We start from the raw sequence: 20,126 nt of genomic DNA, 5'->3' as shown, positions 1-20,126 counted from the left end.
TCAAATACAGGCTCTCTCAATTTAATAAGCAAACAAAACCTTCTTTGTTTATTGGAAAGATGCATTTATTCGTCTTATTCTCTTTATTATTAGGCAATGTTTATGCAGACAATAAAACCACGTTATTTGACTTTCGTTTTTGGACATCGCCTGAGCGAACCAGAATTGTTATTGATATTGAGCCAAACGTTAGATTTTCGATTAATGGACAGAAAAATCAAGTTGTTTTAAAAATTAAGAATGCAAAATTACTTAATCGAACTTATAAAAAGCTCTTTTATCAAGATCAACGCATTAGAAAAACACGCATTAAACGTGACAAAAACACATTGATATTTACGTTCAAAACTGCTAAAAATTATCACATTAAAAGTTATACCTTAAAGCCAAATAATCGATATCGACACCATCGTTTGGTTGTGGATTTAATGGATAAAAAACCCGCAACGATTAAACCACGTACAAAGTCTAATAAACAGGCAATCAAACAACCAAGTAAGGTTAAAAATATAACAAAAATCATTCTAATTGATGCAGGTCATGGTGGCGAAGACTCAGGTGCAGTGGGTTATCGGCATTCAAAAGAAAAACACATTACCTTGAAAATTGCTAAAAAATTGGCAAAAGAAATCAACCGAACCCGAGGCATGAAAGCCATCCTTACTAGGCGAGGGGATTATTATGTTGGTTTGACTAAGCGCATTCGTATTGCCCAAGCCAGTCACGCTTCGCTATTTATTTCAATTCACGCTGATTCAGTCAAACGTACAGGCGCTAGAGGCGCTTCAGTTTATACCTTGTCAGAGCGTGGCGGTTCAACCAAATTTGCTAGAGATTTAGAAAAATCACAAAACACAGTTGACCAATTTGGCATTATTAAGGAGGCGTTAATTAAAGAAGATCAATACTTAAATAAAATTTTATGGGGTTTTTCTAGAAAAGACCGAGACATTCAAAGCCAAAAACTAGGGTTTAAAATTCTCAAGTACATGAGTAGAATTGGTCATCTACATAAAAAGACACCGCAAAAGGCAAACTTTGTTGTCTTAAAAACACCTTTAATTCCTTCTGTATTAGTTGAAACTGCATTTATTTCTAATCCTGAAGAGGAGAAACGACTTAACAATTCAAAAGAACAAGATAAGATTGCCAATGCAATTTATCAAGGTATCCTAGATTATTACAAATAAAGCTTTGGCAATCTATTTTTTATTTGATTTATTAGGTGCATACTCCTCTTTTGGTGGCTCGTAGTTTGGATCGTTTGGATTCATAAACACAAAGTGATAATCGCTGTCTTTGTCTATTTGGTCAAAATCCACCACCATGCCTTCAAGTAGTGCTTTTTGCTCATAAGCAAGAATGTACTCAATGCTATTAGACTCAAGATGAATATCGCTGTCATTGCGATCATCAAAACCCATTAAATATTGGAAACCCTCATCAGTTTTATCAACAGCAAAGCGAATAAACAGCCCTTGTGTTTCTGGATTATGGGTTGATAAAATAATTTCATCCGCTGCTTTTTTTGTAATTGTAATCATGGTTTTTGCTTTTTAATCTTACTTATAAAGTTAACAAATTGCACAACCCACGTATTACCTGCCACATTGCGTAAGTGTGTATACGAAGCTAAAAGGTTGTGCTTAATAATGCCATCGAATTTATTATCCACACCCACGCCGCGCAAAACCTTAAAAGCATAGCGTGTATTGGTATTAAGATTTTTAAGCTTTGAATAGTGAAACTCGTGCGCATAAATACGCTTAGACACGCCAGACCAGCAATGCTCATCGGTTGGTGCCAACTCAACATAACCCCTGCCAACAGGTTTGGATGTCATGTGCGTATCTGCATCAATCACACCTACCATTGGATAGGTTTGTTTATTATAGGTAATACTGTTGGTTAAATACATCAAGCCACCACATTCCACGTACGTTGGCAGGCTTTGCTCTATTTTGGTTTTAATATCTTCTAGTAAGTGTTGATTAGTATTTAACGCTTTAAGTTGCATTTCTGGAAAACCGCCACCGATAAATAACCCATCACATACTGGCAAATTATTATCTTTAAGCGTGTCAAAATATTTTATACCAACACCTAACGACTCAAATTTATCCAAATCATCTTGGTAATAAAAACCAAATGCGCTATCTTTAGCAATAGCAACTGTGATTTCTTCCTTAATTATATTAGTGTTAATAATTTGCTTATTGAGCTTAATATAATTCAGATTCTTTAATGCATTAAGGTCAACTTGATCAGCAATAATACTGGCAACTTTTTTGATAAAAGTTTGCGATTGTGGCGTTTCATTGGCAGGCATTAAACCCAAATGACGCTCATCAATCACCAGTGCTTTAGAGCGACGCACACAGCCTAACACAGGAATATCAGTGTAATATTCAATGGCTTGAATCAATTTTGACTGATGACGCTCACTAGCTACTTTATTAAGGATAACCCCAGCAATATCTATATTTTTATCAAACGCCTGATAGCCACTAAGTAGGGGTGCAACGCCACGAGTAATACCTGTACTGTCAATCACTAATACCACAGGAATATTTAACAATTTAGCAAGATCAGCGTTGGCATCACCACCAGTAACACTCATGCCATCAAACAAACCTTTATTGCCTTCAATAATAGCAAGGTCACTATTGACACTTTGATTGTTATACAATTGAATGATTTCATCATCAGTCATGTTGTAAAAATCTAGATTATAGCAAGGGTTGCCACTGGCTTGAGTAAGCCAAATAGGGTCAATATAATCAGGCCCTTTTTTAAAGGCTTGAACCTTTAAAGATTGTTGTTTAAATGCAGCACACAATCCCAAACTAACAACAGTTTTGCCTGAGGATTTATGAGCAGCAGATAAGTAAAATGATGAAGGCATTATCTGCCCCATTATAAATTCAAATTAGCCTTTATGGTGTGGATTAGCCACATCATCTGCCAGACTCTCTGGCAAGAATGCTAAGAATTTAACTAAGAATGTCACTGCAATGATTGCCAAAGCAACACCACCAATACCAAGAGAAATCTCTGGTAATGAAGCTGAATACTGAGCAACACCGCCATAACCTTCTAAAATTTCTTTACCTGGGAATAATTCCATTGGATAAGCCTGACCACCAATAATAATAACATACAGTTGAATAAGTCCACCAATAATAATCAACACAGAAGCCAAGCCTAACATTGAACGGTTGCCTTTAGTGGCAGGATGATAAATCAATGCCATTGGAATAAAACCACCTAAAATAATTTGCCCATACCAAAATAATTTTGTATAAATACCACCATCAAAAAGAATGAAGTTTTCAACACCCGTATTTTCTGCTAAATACAAATTACCCAAATGATATACAGCTACAAAATACATTACTACTGCGATAAACACACCTAAAAGGTTGCTTAAACGATTAATCACAACATTCCCTAAAGGTCTGTTAGTCCACTGGTAACTTGCCATTAAAATAAGGATAAAAAATGCCAAACCAAACGCAAAAGACATAATGATAAACATAGGTGCCATAATAACGGCATCATAAGCCTGTTTAGCAACTAAAAACCCAAAAATAGAACCTGTGCCCGTGGTTAAAATTAAGCGCCAAGCAAAAGCGACTAAGCCAGCTTTACGGCTAAATCTATTCATGCGACGTTCAAACATCATCCACAAATAAACAGCAACCACCACAAAAAAACCATTATATAAAATAATATTCCAAGCAAAAATTGATTTAAAATTATATTCAGTCATGGCAACAATCAAACGATCTGGGCGACCTAAATCAAGCACTAACACCATCAAACCACCGGCTAATAATGACAACGCAACCAAACCAGATAAGCGAGATAAAGGTTTATATAGTTTTTTATTAAACACAGAAGAGATGGAAGCCACGTTTAGCGCACCACTCGCTGCTACTATCAAAAACAAGGCAAACACATGTGGCATACCCCATACAATACGATTGTTCATACCAGTCACAAAATGCCCATAGTGTTCCATATAATACACACTACCTAGTGCAGCCAAAATTAAAATTCCCAGCCCTGCAATTAGCGCATAAAACCCTAGGCTTTTTCCTTCAATTTGCTCAAAACGAATATTACTCATAAAATTCCCAAATTAAATTTATTATTTAAAGACCACTATAACGCACGCCAGTATTTAAATTAAGATCCGCCCTGATTTGTGCAGATTGAACCGTTTTCAAGGTTTGATTAATTTTGCTTGACGCGTCATACAAATCACCAAAAATAACAGCATCGCTGTTGGCACTTGCAACACAAGCAGGTATCCCACCTTTGTCAACCTTGTGTACACACATCGTACAAGACTCAACAGTACCTTTACCGCGAGGCATGTGTTCTTTTTGATTGCTTAGTGTCTCATGTACAAACGAGCGAGCATCATACGGGCAAGCCATCATGCAATAACGACAACCAATACATAAATGCTTATCTACCAATACAATCCCATCTTCACGTTTCATAGAGGCATTTGTTGGACAGACATCAACGCAAGGCGGCTCTTCACAATGTTGGCACATCAGTGCAAGATTGCTAATCCTACCAGTAGCTTTGTCTTTAACTTTTAGTTTTTTAATCCAGCCTGGTTTTTGACTGCCTGTTGAGTGCACCTCTGAACCCCAGCCCTGCTCTTTTTGACAAGCGCTAACCATGCCATCAATATCAACTTCGCTTAACTTATTAGTGTCAATTAACATGCCCCAGCGTTTTTCATTAGTCACGGGTGTTTTATTAGTGTCGGCGAACGTTGTTAAGGTAATGCCACTAGCAACGGTAGCAACACCAATCGTTGTTGCACTCGTGGTTTTGATAAAATCGCGACGATTTAATGTTTTACTCATAATAAACCTTCCTTTGGTATCGTGCGGTGACAACTAAAGCAATCAAGACTAACACCGACTTGTTCATGACAATCTGAACAAAATTGACCTTTCTTATCAACTGAATGGTACTGGTTGTTTGTCTTATTTTTATTGGCATGGCACGACACACAACCTTTTAAGGAATATTCATCCGTTCGCACACCTTGGCGCAAAGTTTTATCACGCTTATGGCGTAAAAATTCAGGATGCATTTTTCGAATAATCGAAACACTCTCATGAAATACTTTGCCAGATGCCTTAATAGAACTGGCCTGCTCACCGAGATTAGCATGTTCGTTAGTATGCGCAAAAACGCTACCTACCAACAAACTTAAAAAAACAACCAACAAACGATTCATAATTTTTATTCCGCTTAGATTAAATCGAATTACTCACCAAGACCCATTTGAATATAACCAGTCGGGCAAACATCAGCACAAATATGACAGCCAATACACTTATTGTAATCAGTATCAACATATCTACCTAGCGTTGCTTTGTCTTTTTTCACTTTAAAAACCGCATCTTGAGGACAATACATAATGCAGTTATCACACTCAAAACACAAGCCACAGGACATGCAACGGGCTGCTTCTTTTTGAACCTCCTCTTCAGTGTAGCCAACTAAGCGCTCATCAAAATTACCCAGTACGTTATCAACATCCACTAATTTGTGATTGCGTTGATTGCGTTGTTCATGATCAAAATGACCTAAGAATAATTCCGTATGTGGGATGATAGAGGCAAAAGCCCTATCTTCATAATTATGCACCGCAAAATCAGCAGTATCTGTTGCAGCTGCAACATCAGAACCTTGCTCATAAGATTCAGGAGAAAGATCCCATTCTTTTAACTTATCCATTAAATCAAAATAACTAACATCAACCTTAGGACGAGTGTGCTGATCAGAGCCCAGAAGATAATCACCAATACTTTCAGCAGCAATTGATGCTTGACCAATAGCAGTTGTTAATAAGTGTGGACGAACCACATCACCACAAACAAAGAAGCCTGGTTTGTTAGGCACTTGATAGTTCTTATCTGCGTTAATAAATCCATGTTCATTAAAAAAGGAAGTGTCCATGCCTTCAGAATCAACACCTTGACCAATGGCAGAAACAATCAACTCGCACTCAATATCAAACTCAGAGCCTTCAATTGGCGTGTTTCCATCTTCTTCTAAACGAATCATACGTAGTGCAGTTGCACGACCATCCTTTCCTATAATTACTTCAATAGGTTGCAACTGACCTTGAATTTCAACACCTTCACGAGTTGCATCATCAATTTCTTCTTGTGCTGCTGGCATGTTTTCAACAGTAGAACGTGTTGTTAATAATACATCTGCACCTAAGCGCTTAGAAGTATTAACCACATCATGCGCCGTATCACTAAAGATAATATGTTCAGGACGGTCTTTTTCAGCAACATTACTAATATTACCCAAACGACGCGCAACGGATACAACGTCAATTGAAGTATCACCACCACCAATACAAATTACCTTACCTGTAATATGCTTCAAACGACCTTGGTTGTACGCTTCAAGGAAAGCAACACCAGAAACACAATTTGTTGCTTCGCCACCTGGAACAGGCAACGTGCGGCCACTCATAGCACCCATTGCAAATAAAATAGCATCAAATTCTTTTTCTAATTCGTCAATAGTAACGTCAACACCAACTTTGGTGTTCATTCTAGTTTCAACGCCTGTACTGATAATACGATCAATCTCATAAGACAACACATCGCGTGGTACACGATAATCAGGAATACCGTACATCATCATGCCACCTAATTGGTCGTATTTTTCAAATACAGTTACGCTGTGACCTTGACGACGTAATTTAAGTGCTGCTGCCAAACCACCACAACCGCCACCAATAATGGCAACTTTTTTGCCTGTATCTTTAGCATCAACTTTAAATGTATAACCTTCAACTTTTGCATTATCGCCAATAAACTGCTCAACCGCATTAATACCGACCGTATCTTCAACTTCATTACGATTACAACCATCTTCACAAGGGGCTGGACAAACACGACCCATCACTGATGGAAATGGATTTGAATCTGTAGAACGTTGAAATGCGTACTCTTGCCAAGATAAGTCGCCAGAAGGCTTCTCCATACCGCGGACAATATCTAACCAACCACGAATATTATGCCCTGAAGGGCATGAACCTTGACAAGGTGGTGTTTGAGTAACATAAGTAGGACACTTGTGAGAGGTGTCTTCTTTAAAAATCTTTTGACTCCATGGCACTGTTTTTAGCTCATCACCATCATCGGTGTATAATCTGAATGTGTGATTGTCGCCCTTAGTTGGTACGCCATATGGGTTCTTTTGCATATCAAATCTCCTTATATTCGTTTAAGTTTCTGCTGTTTCTGCCAGTGTGACATCATCAGTATTAGTTTGTGGCTGGTCCTTTTTGACTGCTATTTGTGGCTTATCCATAATAATTGCTTCACTCACTAACTGGTGAACACTCACAATCATGTATGGGTCAAAATCAAATTTAGGTAGTACTTTAGAAAATTGCGACTTGCAAATGGCACAAATAGCAGCCAGTGTATTAACGCCGTTATCTTTCGCAACCGCTTTCAGTGCTTGCATTCTTGGCATTGCACCTTTCACACGAATTTCCATTAAATCGTCTGTTAATAAGCCACCACCGCCACCGCAACAAAAAGTAGCCTCCTTAATTGTGCTACGCTCCATATCAACATAATTATTACACACAGCTTTAATAACGTCACGTGGCAAAATAAATTGACCACCTGGAATGCCACCCATATTGGTTGCACGGGCAACATTGCATGAATCATGAAAAGTAACCGTGCGATCATCATTAGCAGATTTATCAAAAGATAATTTACCTCTTTGAATTAAGTCATGAGTGTATTCAATAATATGTTGTGGTTGCGGATAACGATGATCTAATTGGTCTTGTAATTTTTGAGCAAATTCATCAGTAGCCCCCGCCCCTACGCCCGTTAGAGTATTCCAAAAACTATAAGCAACACGCCAGGCATGTCCACACTCACCCACCATAACCCGTGACACTTCTAAATCAAGTGCAGCCTTGCGAATACGCAAAGCAGCCTTACGCATCACATCATAAGAGCCAATAAACATACCAAAGTTTGCACCTTCAGAGGCATATGAACTTAGCGTCCAACTAACACCGTCTTGATGAAATACCTTACCATAACCGATTAAACCATCAATATGAGGTTCAGCAAAAAAGTCTGCCGATGGGGTAATTAATAAAATTTCTGCCCCTTTTTGGTCTAAGGGGTATTTAACAGCAACTCCGCCTGTTTCTTCTTCAATTTCTTCTTCAAGATCAAGCAATGTATCACGCAAAGCAGGCTCAGGCAAGCCTAAGTTATTACCAATGGTTAAAGCTTTGCCTAAAATTTGATTACAATATTTTTGACCTATGCCAACCGCATCCATCACTTCGCGAGCTGCCATTGAAATTTCAGCTGTGTCAATGCCGTATGGACAAAATACTGAGCAGCGACGACATTGTGAACACTGATGAAAATAGTTATACCAATCATCCAACATATCATCGTCTAATTCTTTAGCGCCTACCAATTTAGGGAAGTATTTACCTGCAAAGGTAAAATGGCGACGATACACACTTCTAAATAAATCTTGGCGTGCAACTGGCATATTTTTCGGATCTGAAGAGCCCAAAAAGTAATGACACTTATCAGTACAAGCGCCACATTTAACACACGAATCTAAAAACACTTGTACAGAGCGATATTTAGACTTAAGTTCGCCCATTTTATCAATAGCAACTTGCTGCCAATTGTCTACTTTTTCACCAGGAAAGCCTAATGGATTTTGAAATTCTTGTACGGATTTGAACGGACCCTCGCCATCCATAATACCTTCTTTTAACTCAGGAATTTCAAGATAAGTGGGTAATACTGGAATGTCAAATCCTTTTGCCATATTATTCATCCTTACCTAAAGTTTGTTCTAGTCGTGTTGCATGTTCTTGTTCTTGCTTGAGTGCCCAAGGTGAAATATGGCGCTTTAAGCGAGCATCGTCCACCTGATTTAGTGTTGGACTAAAGAAAATACCTGGAACGTGTAATAATTTAGAAATTGGGAAAATTGCCATCAGCACAAATACCAAGAAAATATGTACTAAAAAATGCACCTCTGTTGGTAGGTTTGCCCAATTAAAACTGACTAATCCTGAGGCAAATTCCTTGACCATAATAATGTCTGTATGATTGCTGGTAAATGTCATCACAGCGCCACTCACGCCAATAATGAGTAACATAATTAACATTAAATAATCACTCGGTGCTGAAATATAACGAATACGTTCAACAAAAATACGGCGTAACATAAGCCCAACAAGACCAATCACCATGGCAAAAGCAGCATACTTAAATGGCTGGGTTAATAAAAAGATATCGGGTAAGTCATCTGGCCAAAAATAACGTATATGGCGAATTAAAACCAATAATAGGCCGAAATGAAACAACCAGCCAAATAACCAGATCCATTTATTTGATTTGAACAGACTTTCAAATAAAACCACCTCACGCATCATGCGCATAACCACACCTGTTTGTGTTAATGGGGTTGGCGCAGTAGGAATTTTAAGGGGAGCTGGAGTTATCCAAAATTGATAAATTTTTCTCGCCATTCCTACAAGAAATACAATTAATGAAATATAAAATAAAGCGGTAAAAAAAATGCTTATTACAGACATATTTCTCTCAAATTAAATGGTTAAAATATTAAAAAAACACCCACTAAAGCAGGTGTTTTTATTGCTTGTATTGACTTAAATACAGCCAGTTGGTTTTGGCAATCCAGCGAAACGACAACCTTGCTTACCAGGACCATATGGAAACAAAGAGTACAAATATTTAGAGTTACCTTTGTCTTTACCCATTCTTTTAGCGATTGCTTTGGTTAATACGCGCACTGCAGGTGCAATTTGGTACTCTTCAAAATAATCACGTAAGAAATTAATTACATCCCAATGCTCGTCGCTTAAATCAACATCGTCATCCTTTGCCATTTGCTCAGCAATTTCTTTGGTCCAATCGCCCAAATCTACCAAGAAACCTTCCTCATCTACTTCTGCGCCTAAAATATCAGCCATTTTTTACTCCTATATAAAAATTTAAGTTAAACCCAAGAAACCGCAGTTCCATGTTCAACAACCAAATCAACAAAGCCTGCATAATCAACTAATTTGATATTATCGGCAAGTTTTGAAGAGATTCCTCTTGCTTCAACGTCACCTTGAAGCGCATAAACTCTACCTTGAGCGGCAAGGTCAGCAATCATTGGTGAGTTAGTATTTTTCGCAGCAGAAATAACACCATCTTCAATTAATAAAATAACACTTGTGTCATCAATTGTATTAAGGCAAGATTTGAGTGAATTTCGTTCGAAAGATGATTTATTAACAGTGTGTAACATATTCAATCCCCCTTAGAAACTTAGACATACGTCTTGTTCAGACATAATTTTTGAAAGCTCAACATTAGAAACCACTTTAACGCTTGGTTTTTCTGCCCAATCATCGTCTTCATCTTCATACACTAAAGGCATTAAATCATCTGCACTTAATCCTCTTTCTTCTAAAGATTCTGCTGATACATAAAGCTTATTAATGTCATAATCACCCAATGCATGGAAAGTTTTAGAAAAATTCCTCATGCCAATGCCGTCGGCATTTTGCCCTTCAACAATTTGGTATACGCCATCATCAATAAAAGCTAAAGAGACATCTTGTTCAAATGCTGCAGCAATTAACACCACTTCTAACGATTCAATTGCATACACCGTACCAAATGAAGAACGGCGATTTAAATACATAAATTTCTTAGTTGCCATTTTAATCTCCAAATACCACTAAACGATCGGACTGAATGCCCGCTTCAATCAACTGACCTAAGCCAGAAATGCGAAACGCTGGGTGAAGGTTATTACCATCAATACCATTCTTACTCGCCTCAGATTCATCTAGCATACCGCGACGAAGTGCTGCTGCTATACACACAACAAGTTCAGGCTCGCCATCGGCGTTCTTAATGCCTAACTCTGCCCACTGATTAATAACATTGCGATCATCTTGTGGTGGCAATGTAAAGCGTGATGCATTATTCACACCATCATGATAGAAAAATACACGAAAAATTTCATGGCCTTTTTCAATCGCTGCTTTAGCAAATTGATACGCCGTATCAGATGCTTGATGCTGATACGGCCCTTCGTTAATTTGAATAGAAATCTTCATAATAATCGATATTTAGAAACGAATATGTGCAGAAGAATTCAACTCATGACGCGTACCTTTCCAATCATTGATATGGAATTTAGTAAACGGTAAGCCTGTTTTTTCAAAAAACGCTGGCCAACCAATACGATCAACCCATTCGCCCATTCTTTCCCAATCACGAGCATCGTCTTTATAAACAGATAAGATATTCTTAACCACAGCACCAACTTCTGGCCATCTTGGTGGGTTGTTGGGTAAATTAGAAGCAACTAATTTATGAAACGAAGGCTTAGATCTCGCATTTGAGCTCTTACCACCAATCCATAAAGCAATTTTAGAATGCTCAGGATCATTGATTTGCATCGGCGGACATGGTGGAAAACACGCACCACAACAGATACATTTCTTCTCATCAACTTCCAATGTTGGCTTGCCATTAACCATCGCAGGACGAATCGCGGCAACTGGACAACGCGCAACAACAGTTGGACGCTCACACACATTAGCCACTAAATCATGATTGATTTTAGGTGGTTTAGTGTGTTGAATATTAAGTGCGATATCACCTTGACCACCACAGTTAATTTGACAACAAGAAGTGGTCATGTGCACACGATTAGGCATCTCTTCTCTAGTAAATTCCTCATGCAATTCATCCATGAGTGACTTCACAATACCCGAGGCGTCTGTACCTGGAATATCACAATGCAACCAACCTTGGGTGTGTGAAATCATAGTTACCGATGGACCTGTGCCACCTACAGGAAAACCTGCTTCAGTTAACGCCACAATTAACGGTTCAACTTTTGTGCCATCAGCTACCATGTACTCAACATTAGAGCGTATGGTAAAACGAACAAAGCCATCTGCAAATTCATCAGCAATATCAGCTAATTTTCTAATGGTATAAACATCCATTTGACGCGCAGTGCCACAGCGAACTGTCCAAACTTCTTCATTATTTTTTGAAGTGTGGTGTAATACACCTGGACGAGGACGGTCGTGATAAGCCCACTGTCCGTAGTTACGACGCATCGTCGGGTGCATGTATTGAATAGGATCAGGGCAACCTGATTCGATAGGCATTCTTGGTGCTTCAGCCATTTTATTTCTCCTAGTATATAAAGTTAGGTAAGATTTATGCTCACCTTAAAAATTGTTATTTAAACGAGGTTGCTTATGCGCTTGCCTCTGCTTTATTTTCAAACCACTTAACCGCCTCTTCGTCCCATGTATCCATACGAACATAAGATGAAGTACGTGTAGAATTAACCATGTTAGGGTCTACATTAAGACCAATACCTTCAAGGAAATTAACCACACCAATACGTTCAATCATTTCACCGGTTCTTTCATGCTCTAGTGCGTTTTCAGCAAAGAAATCAATCACTTCACCTGCTAAATCTTCAATCGCTTCAAAATCATCTGCAGTATCCATTTTCATAAATGGCACAACCACTGAACCAAACAAATCACCAATCTTAAGCGTACGCTTACCACCCATGATAATCATCACGCCTTTGTCATCACCTGTTGCTAAGATAGGCTCTACATCACCTTTAGCAATATATTTATGAGTTAAAGGACTGGTAACATTTAAACAATGCATACATCTAACGCAGTTCTTGTTATCAATTGTGATTGAATCATCTTCATTAAGTGTCATCGCACTAGTAGGACAGCGAGAAGTTATGTTATCAATAACATAACTACGACCTTTGTCTGCAACCATCGCTTTCCAGAGGTCTTGATTAACTTTAATATCGTCTCTCCAAGTACCAATAACTGCAAAGTCAGCACGTTGAACTGTATTCATACAATCGTTTGCACAACCTGATACTTTGAATTTCATTTTGTATGGTAATGCTGGACGATGCATGTCATCTAAAAATGCATTAACCAAGGTACGCAAAACCGCTTGCTCATTAACATTTGACATCTCACAACGTGAAGCACCGACACAAGACATGCCTGTACGCACTGCAGGACCAGCACCACCCAAGTCAAAACCATAATCATTAAATGTATTAAAAATAGTCTGTGTTGTCTCTTCAGTCGCACCTTGTAGCATGATATCGCCTGATTGACCATGAAATGCAATCAAACCAGAACCGCCGTTATCTACAAACATATCACACATGTCTCTTAATAAAGTTGATGTGTAGTGCATACCTGCTGGTGGTTGAATGCGTAAAGTGTGAAACTCTCCCGCTGCAGGGAACTTATAAGTACCGTCTTCGTTTTTTAATTCGTTAAAACGTGGAATAATACCCCCGCCATAACCAATAACACCAACTGTACCACCTTTCCAGTAGCCTTTTTTAGTGACATATGAAGTTTCTAGCGTGCCTAATACGTCACGTGCCATTTCAGCACCAGCATGACTATCACTTGCTAATCTTTTAAGACCTGTAACGAACGAAGGCCATGGACCATTTTCCAACTCATCAAGGTTGGGTGTGTTATATAACTCTGCCATTTTATCTCTCCAGTATGTTTAAGTAAATCCCCTTAGCTTTTTCCAAAAGAAGATGTGAACGAAATAAATTATACTTAAATGAAAGAAAATACCAGCGTTTATTAGTGGTACTAACTACTATCCCTTAGGGGATAGATTGGTTTTATTTTTTGAGAATCAAAGCAATAATAATAAAGCCAATGCCTATTAATGCAGGGGCAATATTGGCATTAGTAATGCCAATCGCAACTATTAAAAGTAATATTTAGTAAGTATTTCATGCTAAATACTCATTAACTTTAGCAGCAACACCACGACCTTCATTAATAGCCCATACAACTAACGATTGTCCACGACGACAATCTCCAGCAGTAAAAATGCCTTTTTGTGACGTTGCATATTGGCCGTATTTGGCCCTATAATTGCCGCGTTCATCAAGCTCAATGTTGGCATCATCACTTAGATAATGTTCAGGAGATACAAAGCCCATTGATAATAAAACTAATTGTGTATGCCAGGTTTTCTCACTGCCATCAATTTGGGTTAACTGCCCGTCTTTAAAATCAACATTAACCGTTTTTAAACCAATGACAGCGCCTTGATCATCTTTGATAAATGATTGAGTCATTAAATGATATCGCCTTGGATCTTTGCCAAATATTTTTGTCACTTCAGCGTGTCCATAATCCACGCGATAAGTCAGTGGCCATAGTGGCCAAGGATTGTTTGACGCACGCTCAACTGGCGGTTTGCCCATTAATTCAAAATTCACAATCGATTTTGCACCTTGACGTAGTGCTGTGCCAATACAATCTGTGCCTGTATCGCCACCACCAATCACAATCACATCTTTGCCTTTGGCGGATAAATCTGATTCGTCTGCACGTCCAGTATCTAACAAACTTTTGGTGTTTTTAGCTAGGTATTCCATCGCCAAATGCACACCTTGTACTTGGCGATTATCCACCAATAAATCACGTGCTTTACTTGCACCTGTGGTGAACACAAGTGCATCAAAATCTTGTTGTAATTGTGTGGTAGCAATGTCTTTGCCGACATCAACATTGGTTATAAATTCAACCCCTGAATCTTGCATTAATTTAACACGACGATCAACCACATCTTTACCAAGTTTCATACTCGGAATGCCATACATTAATAAGCCACCAATGCGATCATCGCGCTCAAATATAGTAACACTATGACCAATTTTATTTAACTCGTCTGCCGCTGCTAAACCTGCAGGCCCAGAACCAATAATAGCAATTTTTTTACCCGTTCTATACTCAACTGTATAGGGCTTCACCCAGCCTTTGTCAAAACCTTTGTCAATAATAGCTTGCTCAATATTCTTAATCGCAACTGCAGGATTATTAATACCCAATACGCAAGAGCCTTCACAAGGTGCTGGACAAACCCGACCTGTAAATTCTGGAAAATTGTTGGTTTTTAATAAACGTGCTAGTGCTTCTTGCCATTTATTATGATAAATTAAATCGTTAAACTCTGGAATTAGATTATCAACCGGACAGCCATTTTCTGACTGGCAAAAAGGTACGCCACAATCCATACATCTTGCACCTTGCTCTTGAAGATGAGCCTTGTCATGATACGTTGTAAAAATCTCGCCATAATCTTTAATACGCAAATCCACAGGGCGATAAGCCTCAGTTTTTCTATCAAATTCTTTAAAGCCAGTTACCTTTCCCATGACAAACAAATACTCAAATATAAATCTAAAAGATTATGCCATATTTCTCGTAAAATTGCACCATTCAAAAACTAGATAAAATTATATGACATTCTTGTCTTGTTCATTGTTCAAAATAACGGTACAATTGTTTCTTTTTTTATGAAAGTTTATTCAAGGGAACACTCAAATGAATTTAATTGATCAAATTGAGAGCGAACAGCTAAGAACAGACTTGCCTTCATTCTCATCAGGCGATACTATTGTTGTACAAGTAAAAGTACGTGAAGGTGAGCGTGAAAGATTACAAGCGTTTGAAGGTGTTGTTATTGCTAAGAAAAACCGAGGCATCGGTTCAGCATTCACAGTCAGAAAGATTTCTCATGGCGAAGGTGTTGAAAGAGTGTTTCAAACCCACTCAAAAATGATTGATTCAATTGAAGTAAAGCGTCGCGGTAAAGTTCGTCAAGCCAAACTTTATTATCTTCGTGGCCTTACTGGTAAGAAAGCTAGAATTAAAGAAAAACTTCAGCTTAAAAAATAAACGAATTTCTTTTGATAAAAAATGTCGGTTTTTACCGGCATTTTTTATAAGCCATTATCTGTCATAATTTATTAATGGATAATTCAATACTCATTGACCAATTTTTAGACAACTACTGGCTTTCATCAGGTGCTAGAAAAAATACGCTATCGGCTTATCGTTCTGACCTTAATTTATTTTCAAAATGGGTCAACAAACCACTCGCTGATATTAGTAATACACATATCAATCAGTACTTTAATGAGCGTCAATCAGCATCTATGAGTGCTGCCACACAAGCCAGAATACTCACCTGTTTACGTATTTTTTACCAATACTTAATGAAACAAAAAGTCATTAAAAAAAATCCGACTGATAAATTACACCACCCTAAACGAGCACAAAAACTACCTGTTTTTTTAAATGTTAATGAGGTTGAAAGACTGCTTAATGCACCTGATCACAAGACTATTTTTGGATTACGTGACCAGGCCATGTTAGAACTTTTATATGCTTGTGGACTGCGTGTCTCGGAGTTGATTAATCTGAGTTATCACCATATTAATCTAGCTGATGAATATATTCGAATTCGTGGCAAGGGCAACAAAGAGCGCCTTTTACCCATGGGTGAAATGGCAATGGATTGCTTGGCAAATTACGAAAAAAACGCAAGACCATTTTTATTAAAAAATGGTCAAACTGATGGTTATTTTCTAAGCAATCGTGGCAGCAATATGAGCCGACAAAATTTCTTCTACATCATCAAAGGCTACGCCATCAAAGCAGGTATTAACAAACCCTTATCGCCACATACACTGCGCCATGCTTTTGCCACACACCTTGTACAAAAAGGGGCAGACTTACGTAGTGTGCAATTAATGCTCGGACATAGTGACATTTCTAGCACACAAATCTACACCCACATTCAAAACACCCAACTTAAATCACAACACAGCAAGCATCACCCTAGAGGATAGATGTCTTAATAAGACTAACTAAGGGAAGCCTTTGCCTCCTTAATTAGTTTGGCTAAATGGTGCCATTATTAATGCTCTTTCTTGTAAAAGAAAAGCATACAAATAAGTTGCAAAAAAAAACAATAGCAATATAAGGCGTTAAAATTGGCAATAATAAAGATATTATCAGGGAGATGTTAATCAAATATGACTGATGATACTGTTTTAGCTTGGCTGCGAATCATTGCTGTCATTTTCTTTGATGATGACATAGAGATTGTATTCAAAAGTAACACAATACCAAGAAACAAAAAAAAGCAACTTAACAACACAGGCATCAACCAGAAAAAGCTCCGTGCTTTTGCTGATGAACTTGCCAAAGACATCCACACCCAAGATGATTTAGCAGATCTGGCTGCTTCACTGGTTAAAATGACCATTGAAGCAGCATTAGGTGCTGAGATGGAACATCATCTTGGTTATCCAAAATATGGGCAAAATAGCAGCGAGCTTAATACAGACAGCAATGCTCGTAATGGCTATTACCCTAAAACCGTCAAAGGCAATCATGGTGAAGTTGAACTTGCTATCCCAAGAGACCGCAGAGGTAGCTTTGAACCTTTAATTATTGAAAAAGGTCAAACGCCGATTGGGTGCTTTTGATAGTCAGATATTAAGCCTATATGCCAAAGGCATAGGTACCCGTGATTGCAATAGTCTAATTTTATTGGACACAAAGATAGCCTTATAATACAAACCATAAGGAGGTCAGTAATGACACAATATAAATCAAGAAAACAACGAGTGACTTTTACCGTTGAACATTCTGTTCAATACCCCCTTGAGGGGGGAACACTAGATTATGCCAAACTCATGGTGCATGAGAATTACACCAATAAAAAAAATCATGATAATATCAGGAGCTTGCTCCTCAGCAGTTAGCAGATGGAGAAAACAATACCTAGCAGAGCTTGGTGGACAAACACCAGAGTCAGGCAAAGCGCTGACTTCTGAACAACAAACAATACAACTGCTTGAGAAACAACTTTGGCGCGCACAAAGGGACAATGAAATCTTAAAAAAGGCAACAGCCTTGTTCGCTGTGGACAATCACCAAGTGATATGATTATCAAGATAAACAAGGCTTGCCAACAATACAATACTAAAGAATTATGAGCATTACTCAAACTTCCTCGCAGTAGTTATTACTATCAAGTCAAAGATAAGCGAGTAAACAACAACACCAACGCTATGATTAAATTAATCAAACAAACTGCTATTGAAGTTGGATACACCTATGGCAAACGCAGAATGCGAGTAGTTTTGAATAACCAAGGTTATAACATTGGTATTTACCAAACTGCAACGCTAATGAAAAAAGCCAATGTAGTTGCCATACGCCCAAGAAAGCGTCATTATTACCCTAATACTAGATTGATGTTTAAAAAGGCAAAAAACCTATTAAATCGTGTGTTTGAGCAGCAATCAATTAATACGCATTGGGTTGGTGATATTACCTATATCAAAACCTATCAAGGTGGGAGTTATTTAGCCAGTGTGTTGGATTTAGGCTCAAGACAAGTTGTTGGTTGGGCATTGTCAAAACAGCCTAATGCTCAGTTGGCAAAGGATGCGCTTAGTAATGCTGTGTCTAGACACCAGCCCAATACAAATAAACACATGTTCCACTCTGATCAAGGGACTCAATACTCTTCTAAAGTTTTTATTGATTATTGCAACAAGAACAACATTACTCAAAGCATGAGCAGGCGAGGTAATTGTTGGGATAATGCGGTCATGGAGCGTTTCTTTAGAAGTCTGAAGACTGAGAGATTAAATTATCAAAGTTTTGCAAATCATAGTGAAGTCGTGCAAAATGTAGAGGGTTATATCTACTTGTATAATTACAAAAGGATTCATTCAGCGATTGGGTATTTAACACCTGCTCAAAAGATGGCTGAATTGAAAAAAGCGGCTTGAAATGTGTCCAAGTAGGTTAGAGCATTGCAGTTTGAATTCAAATGTTATACAAAAATCTGAAGCATGCCCTTGGCTTTATGCTTGGTTTCTTGCAATTCTTGTTTGGCAATAGAGTCAAACACAATGCCTGCCCCTGCCCTTAAAGTTAATAGATTATCTTGTTTACTAATGGTACGAATAAGAATGTTAAAATCCATTTTTCCGTTACTACTAATATAACCCAGCGATCCTGTATAGGCTTGGCGCGGCATCTGTTCAAGTTCTTGAATAATTTGCATACAACGAATTTTAGGGCAGCCAGTGATGGTGCCGCCTGGAAATAATGCACTGATTAGGTGCTTAATGGTGGTATGTGGCTTGATTTTACCTTTGATGTTTGAAACAATATGGTGCACAAAGGGATAGCTTTCCAGTCTCATAATTTCATCAACTTTGATACTGCCGTATTCGCACACCCTGCCTAAATCATTACGCTCTAAATCAAGCAGCATAATATGCTCTGCTCGTTCTTTAGGGTGATTAATGAGTTGTTGTTTAAGGTGTTTGTCTTCACTGCCTGTGCCACGTGGGTGAGTGCCTGCAATGGGTCTGGTTTGTATGACGTTACCATCTATGCTAAATAGGCGCTCGGGAGAGGAGGAAATAATACTAAACGTTTGGAATTGCGCTAGTGCAGAAAATGGTGCAGGATTGGTTTTTTTTAATGCTTGGTAAATTTGGGCTGGAGCAATGTCATTGGTTAAGTGGTATTGCCACTGTCTTGAAAGATTGACTTGAAAAACATCCCCTGCTTTAATGTACTCACGACTCTTTGCCACGCCTGATAAAAATTTAACCTCCTCTTCAGAGGATAAAATGCCTGCTAATTTGTGTTCAGGTATGGTTTTTAATTGCTCAATATCTGCCAATACTTGGTTTATTCTGTGTTGGTTGGCGAATTGGTCTAGTAAATAAGTTTGATGATTGGCATGGTCAATAACAATGGCTGTGGGGATTTGCACAGCAATAGCAATAGGCTGACCACTGGTGTGCATTATGCGCCTTAAAGTCGGCTCTATTTGCCCAATTAATTCATAAGACAAATATACAAACCAACCGCCAGTAAAGGGTAAGTCGCTGTAAATAAGTGGCGTGTCAATACTGGCAGTGAGTTTGTCTAAAAAATCAAACTCTTCTAAGTGGTTTAGTACAATTTGTTTGTCAGGGTGTGCAAATAATATCGAAAAATGATTGTTAGCATTGTGATTAACACTTTCTAGCAAAAATGGATAACGCGCAGGATTGGCGTAAGATAGCGCCTCTAAAGCAACATCAGGAATGGATAGAACCTTCAC

19 protein-coding genes and 2 pseudogenes are annotated in these 20,126 nt (G+C 38.2%); 5 read left to right on the top strand and 16 right to left on the bottom strand.

Features of this window, described 5'->3' with window-relative positions; genetic code table 11:
* Window positions 1-59: 59 nt before the first annotated feature.
* A complete protein-coding gene (locus CVFO_RS02885; RefSeq protein WP_201340104.1) occupies window positions 60-1,190 on the top strand; it encodes an N-acetylmuramoyl-L-alanine amidase family protein in 1,131 nt (376 codons plus the stop codon).
* A 12-nt stretch (window positions 1,191-1,202) separates the two neighbouring features.
* Here CVFO_RS02885 and CVFO_RS02880 read toward each other — a convergent pair whose 3' ends face one another.
* The 15 genes from CVFO_RS02880 to CVFO_RS02810 form a co-directional block, all read right to left on the bottom strand.
* A complete protein-coding gene (locus CVFO_RS02880) occupies window positions 1,203-1,544 on the bottom strand; it encodes a HesB/IscA family protein (RefSeq protein WP_201340103.1) in 342 nt (113 codons plus the stop codon).
* Window positions 1,541-2,905: a cobyrinic acid a,c-diamide synthase CobB gene (locus CVFO_RS02875; RefSeq protein ID WP_201340388.1), complete on the bottom strand. Its 1,365-nt coding sequence runs from the start codon at window positions 2,903-2,905 to the stop codon at window positions 1,541-1,543. Before CVFO_RS02875 ends, CVFO_RS02880 begins: the two co-directional genes overlap by 4 nt.
* 24 nt (window positions 2,906-2,929) lie before the next feature.
* Window positions 2,930-4,132 carry an NrfD/PsrC family molybdoenzyme membrane anchor subunit gene (gene nrfD / locus CVFO_RS02870; RefSeq protein WP_201340102.1) on the bottom strand — a complete coding sequence of 401 codons (1,203 nt, stop codon included), beginning with the start codon at window positions 4,130-4,132 and terminating at the stop codon, window positions 2,930-2,932.
* 25 nt (window positions 4,133-4,157) lie between these two features.
* The gene (gene dsrO / locus CVFO_RS02865; RefSeq protein ID WP_201340101.1) at window positions 4,158-4,889 is read right to left on the bottom strand and encodes a sulfate reduction electron transfer complex DsrMKJOP subunit DsrO; all 732 of its coding nucleotides are present in this window, start codon (window positions 4,887-4,889) and stop codon (window positions 4,158-4,160) included.
* Entirely contained in the window at window positions 4,886-5,269 is a 384-nt protein-coding gene (locus tag CVFO_RS02860) for a sulfur reduction protein DsrJ (protein ID WP_201340100.1), read from the bottom strand. The genes dsrO and CVFO_RS02860 overlap by 4 nt, the downstream gene beginning before the upstream one ends.
* A 29-nt stretch (window positions 5,270-5,298) precedes the next feature.
* Window positions 5,299-7,263 carry an NAD(P)-binding protein gene (locus CVFO_RS02855; RefSeq protein ID WP_201340099.1) on the bottom strand — a complete coding sequence of 655 codons (1,965 nt, stop codon included), beginning with the start codon at window positions 7,261-7,263 and terminating at the stop codon, window positions 5,299-5,301.
* 21 nt (window positions 7,264-7,284) lie between these two features.
* The gene (gene dsrK, locus CVFO_RS02850; RefSeq protein ID WP_201340387.1) at window positions 7,285-8,886 is read right to left on the bottom strand and encodes a sulfate reduction electron transfer complex DsrMKJOP subunit DsrK; all 1,602 of its coding nucleotides are present in this window, start codon (window positions 8,884-8,886) and stop codon (window positions 7,285-7,287) included.
* Window position 8,887: 1 nt separating this feature from the next.
* Window positions 8,888-9,661, bottom strand: a complete 774-nt coding sequence (locus tag CVFO_RS02845) for a respiratory nitrate reductase subunit gamma (protein ID WP_201340098.1) — start codon at window positions 9,659-9,661, stop codon at window positions 8,888-8,890.
* 75 nt (window positions 9,662-9,736) lie between these two features.
* Entirely contained in the window at window positions 9,737-10,060 is a 324-nt protein-coding gene (locus CVFO_RS02840; protein WP_201340097.1) for a TusE/DsrC/DsvC family sulfur relay protein, read from the bottom strand.
* A 26-nt stretch (window positions 10,061-10,086) separates the two neighbouring features.
* On the bottom strand, window positions 10,087-10,383 hold the full coding sequence (gene tusB / locus CVFO_RS02835; RefSeq protein ID WP_201340096.1) for a sulfurtransferase complex subunit TusB: 297 nt from the start codon (window positions 10,381-10,383) through the stop codon (window positions 10,087-10,089).
* 12 nt (window positions 10,384-10,395) lie between these two features.
* Window positions 10,396-10,800: a sulfurtransferase complex subunit TusC gene (tusC, locus tag CVFO_RS02830; RefSeq protein WP_201340095.1), complete on the bottom strand. Its 405-nt coding sequence runs from the start codon at window positions 10,798-10,800 to the stop codon at window positions 10,396-10,398.
* A gap of 1 nt (window position 10,801) precedes the next feature.
* The gene (gene tusD / locus CVFO_RS02825; protein ID WP_201340094.1) at window positions 10,802-11,203 is read right to left on the bottom strand and encodes a sulfurtransferase complex subunit TusD; all 402 of its coding nucleotides are present in this window, start codon (window positions 11,201-11,203) and stop codon (window positions 10,802-10,804) included.
* 12 nt (window positions 11,204-11,215) lie between these two features.
* Complete coding sequence (dsrB, locus tag CVFO_RS02820; RefSeq protein ID WP_201340093.1) at window positions 11,216-12,289, bottom strand: dissimilatory-type sulfite reductase subunit beta; 1,074 nt, start codon at window positions 12,287-12,289, stop codon at window positions 11,216-11,218.
* Between the two features lie 73 nt (window positions 12,290-12,362).
* Window positions 12,363-13,664 carry a dissimilatory-type sulfite reductase subunit alpha gene (gene dsrA, locus CVFO_RS02815; RefSeq protein ID WP_201340092.1) on the bottom strand — a complete coding sequence of 434 codons (1,302 nt, stop codon included), beginning with the start codon at window positions 13,662-13,664 and terminating at the stop codon, window positions 12,363-12,365.
* Between the two features lie 256 nt (window positions 13,665-13,920).
* Window positions 13,921-15,354: a glutamate synthase subunit beta gene (locus tag CVFO_RS02810; RefSeq protein ID WP_201340091.1), complete on the bottom strand. Its 1,434-nt coding sequence runs from the start codon at window positions 15,352-15,354 to the stop codon at window positions 13,921-13,923.
* A gap of 169 nt (window positions 15,355-15,523) precedes the next feature.
* On the opposite strand from CVFO_RS02810, the gene rplS reads away from it, so the two are divergent.
* The 4 genes and pseudogenes from rplS (at window position 15,524) to CVFO_RS02790 (ending at window position 18,792) form a co-directional block, all read left to right on the top strand.
* The gene (rplS, locus tag CVFO_RS02805; RefSeq protein WP_201340090.1) at window positions 15,524-15,877 is read left to right on the top strand and encodes a 50S ribosomal protein L19; all 354 of its coding nucleotides are present in this window, start codon (window positions 15,524-15,526) and stop codon (window positions 15,875-15,877) included.
* A 74-nt stretch (window positions 15,878-15,951) separates the two neighbouring features.
* Complete coding sequence (xerD, locus tag CVFO_RS02800) at window positions 15,952-16,833, top strand: site-specific tyrosine recombinase XerD (RefSeq protein WP_201340089.1); 882 nt, start codon at window positions 15,952-15,954, stop codon at window positions 16,831-16,833.
* A 315-nt stretch (window positions 16,834-17,148) separates the two neighbouring features.
* A pseudogene (locus tag CVFO_RS02795) lies at window positions 17,149-17,521 on the top strand (transposase); the annotation flags it as partial.
* 164 nt (window positions 17,522-17,685) lie between these two features.
* Window positions 17,686-18,792 (top strand): annotated as a pseudogene (locus CVFO_RS02790) (IS3 family transposase).
* A 44-nt stretch (window positions 18,793-18,836) separates the two neighbouring features.
* On the opposite strand, the gene CVFO_RS02785 reads toward CVFO_RS02790, so the two are convergent.
* Window positions 18,837-20,126: an aminodeoxychorismate synthase component I gene (locus tag CVFO_RS02785; protein ID WP_201340087.1), complete on the bottom strand. Its 1,290-nt coding sequence runs from the start codon at window positions 20,124-20,126 to the stop codon at window positions 18,837-18,839.

Source organism: Isorropodon fossajaponicum endosymbiont JTNG4 (assembly GCF_016592615.1).
GTDB lineage: Bacteria > Pseudomonadota > Gammaproteobacteria > PS1 > Pseudothioglobaceae > Ruthia.
This window is presented reverse-complemented; position numbering and strand designations above follow the sequence as displayed.

Excerpts from the sequence above, each read along its gene's own strand:
- CVFO_RS02885 (WP_201340104.1), top strand. The coding sequence starts at position 60 with ATGCATTTATTCGTCTTATTCTCTTTATTATTAGGCAATGTTTATGCA.
- CVFO_RS02880 (WP_201340103.1), bottom strand. The coding sequence starts at position 1,544 with ATGATTACAATTACAAAAAAAGCAGCGGATGAAATTATTTTATCAACC.
- CVFO_RS02875 (WP_201340388.1), bottom strand. The coding sequence starts at position 2,905 with ATGCCTTCATCATTTTACTTATCTGCTGCTCATAAATCCTCAGGCAAA.
- nrfD (WP_201340102.1), bottom strand. The coding sequence starts at position 4,132 with ATGAGTAATATTCGTTTTGAGCAAATTGAAGGAAAAAGCCTAGGGTTT.
- dsrO (WP_201340101.1), bottom strand. The coding sequence starts at position 4,889 with ATGAGTAAAACATTAAATCGTCGCGATTTTATCAAAACCACGAGTGCA.
- CVFO_RS02860 (WP_201340100.1), bottom strand. The coding sequence starts at position 5,269 with ATGAATCGTTTGTTGGTTGTTTTTTTAAGTTTGTTGGTAGGTAGCGTT.
- CVFO_RS02855 (WP_201340099.1), bottom strand. The coding sequence starts at position 7,263 with ATGCAAAAGAACCCATATGGCGTACCAACTAAGGGCGACAATCACACA.
- dsrK (WP_201340387.1), bottom strand. The coding sequence starts at position 8,886 with ATGGCAAAAGGATTTGACATTCCAGTATTACCCACTTATCTTGAAATT.
- CVFO_RS02845 (WP_201340098.1), bottom strand. The coding sequence starts at position 9,661 with ATGTCTGTAATAAGCATTTTTTTTACCGCTTTATTTTATATTTCATTA.
- CVFO_RS02840 (WP_201340097.1), bottom strand. The coding sequence starts at position 10,060 with ATGGCTGATATTTTAGGCGCAGAAGTAGATGAGGAAGGTTTCTTGGTA.
- tusB (WP_201340096.1), bottom strand. The coding sequence starts at position 10,383 with ATGTTACACACTGTTAATAAATCATCTTTCGAACGAAATTCACTCAAA.
- tusC (WP_201340095.1), bottom strand. The coding sequence starts at position 10,800 with ATGGCAACTAAGAAATTTATGTATTTAAATCGCCGTTCTTCATTTGGT.
- tusD (WP_201340094.1), bottom strand. The coding sequence starts at position 11,203 with ATGAAGATTTCTATTCAAATTAACGAAGGGCCGTATCAGCATCAAGCA.
- dsrB (WP_201340093.1), bottom strand. The coding sequence starts at position 12,289 with ATGGCTGAAGCACCAAGAATGCCTATCGAATCAGGTTGCCCTGATCCT.
- dsrA (WP_201340092.1), bottom strand. The coding sequence starts at position 13,664 with ATGGCAGAGTTATATAACACACCCAACCTTGATGAGTTGGAAAATGGT.
- CVFO_RS02810 (WP_201340091.1), bottom strand. The coding sequence starts at position 15,354 with ATGGGAAAGGTAACTGGCTTTAAAGAATTTGATAGAAAAACTGAGGCT.
- rplS (WP_201340090.1), top strand. The coding sequence starts at position 15,524 with ATGAATTTAATTGATCAAATTGAGAGCGAACAGCTAAGAACAGACTTG.
- xerD (WP_201340089.1), top strand. The coding sequence starts at position 15,952 with ATGGATAATTCAATACTCATTGACCAATTTTTAGACAACTACTGGCTT.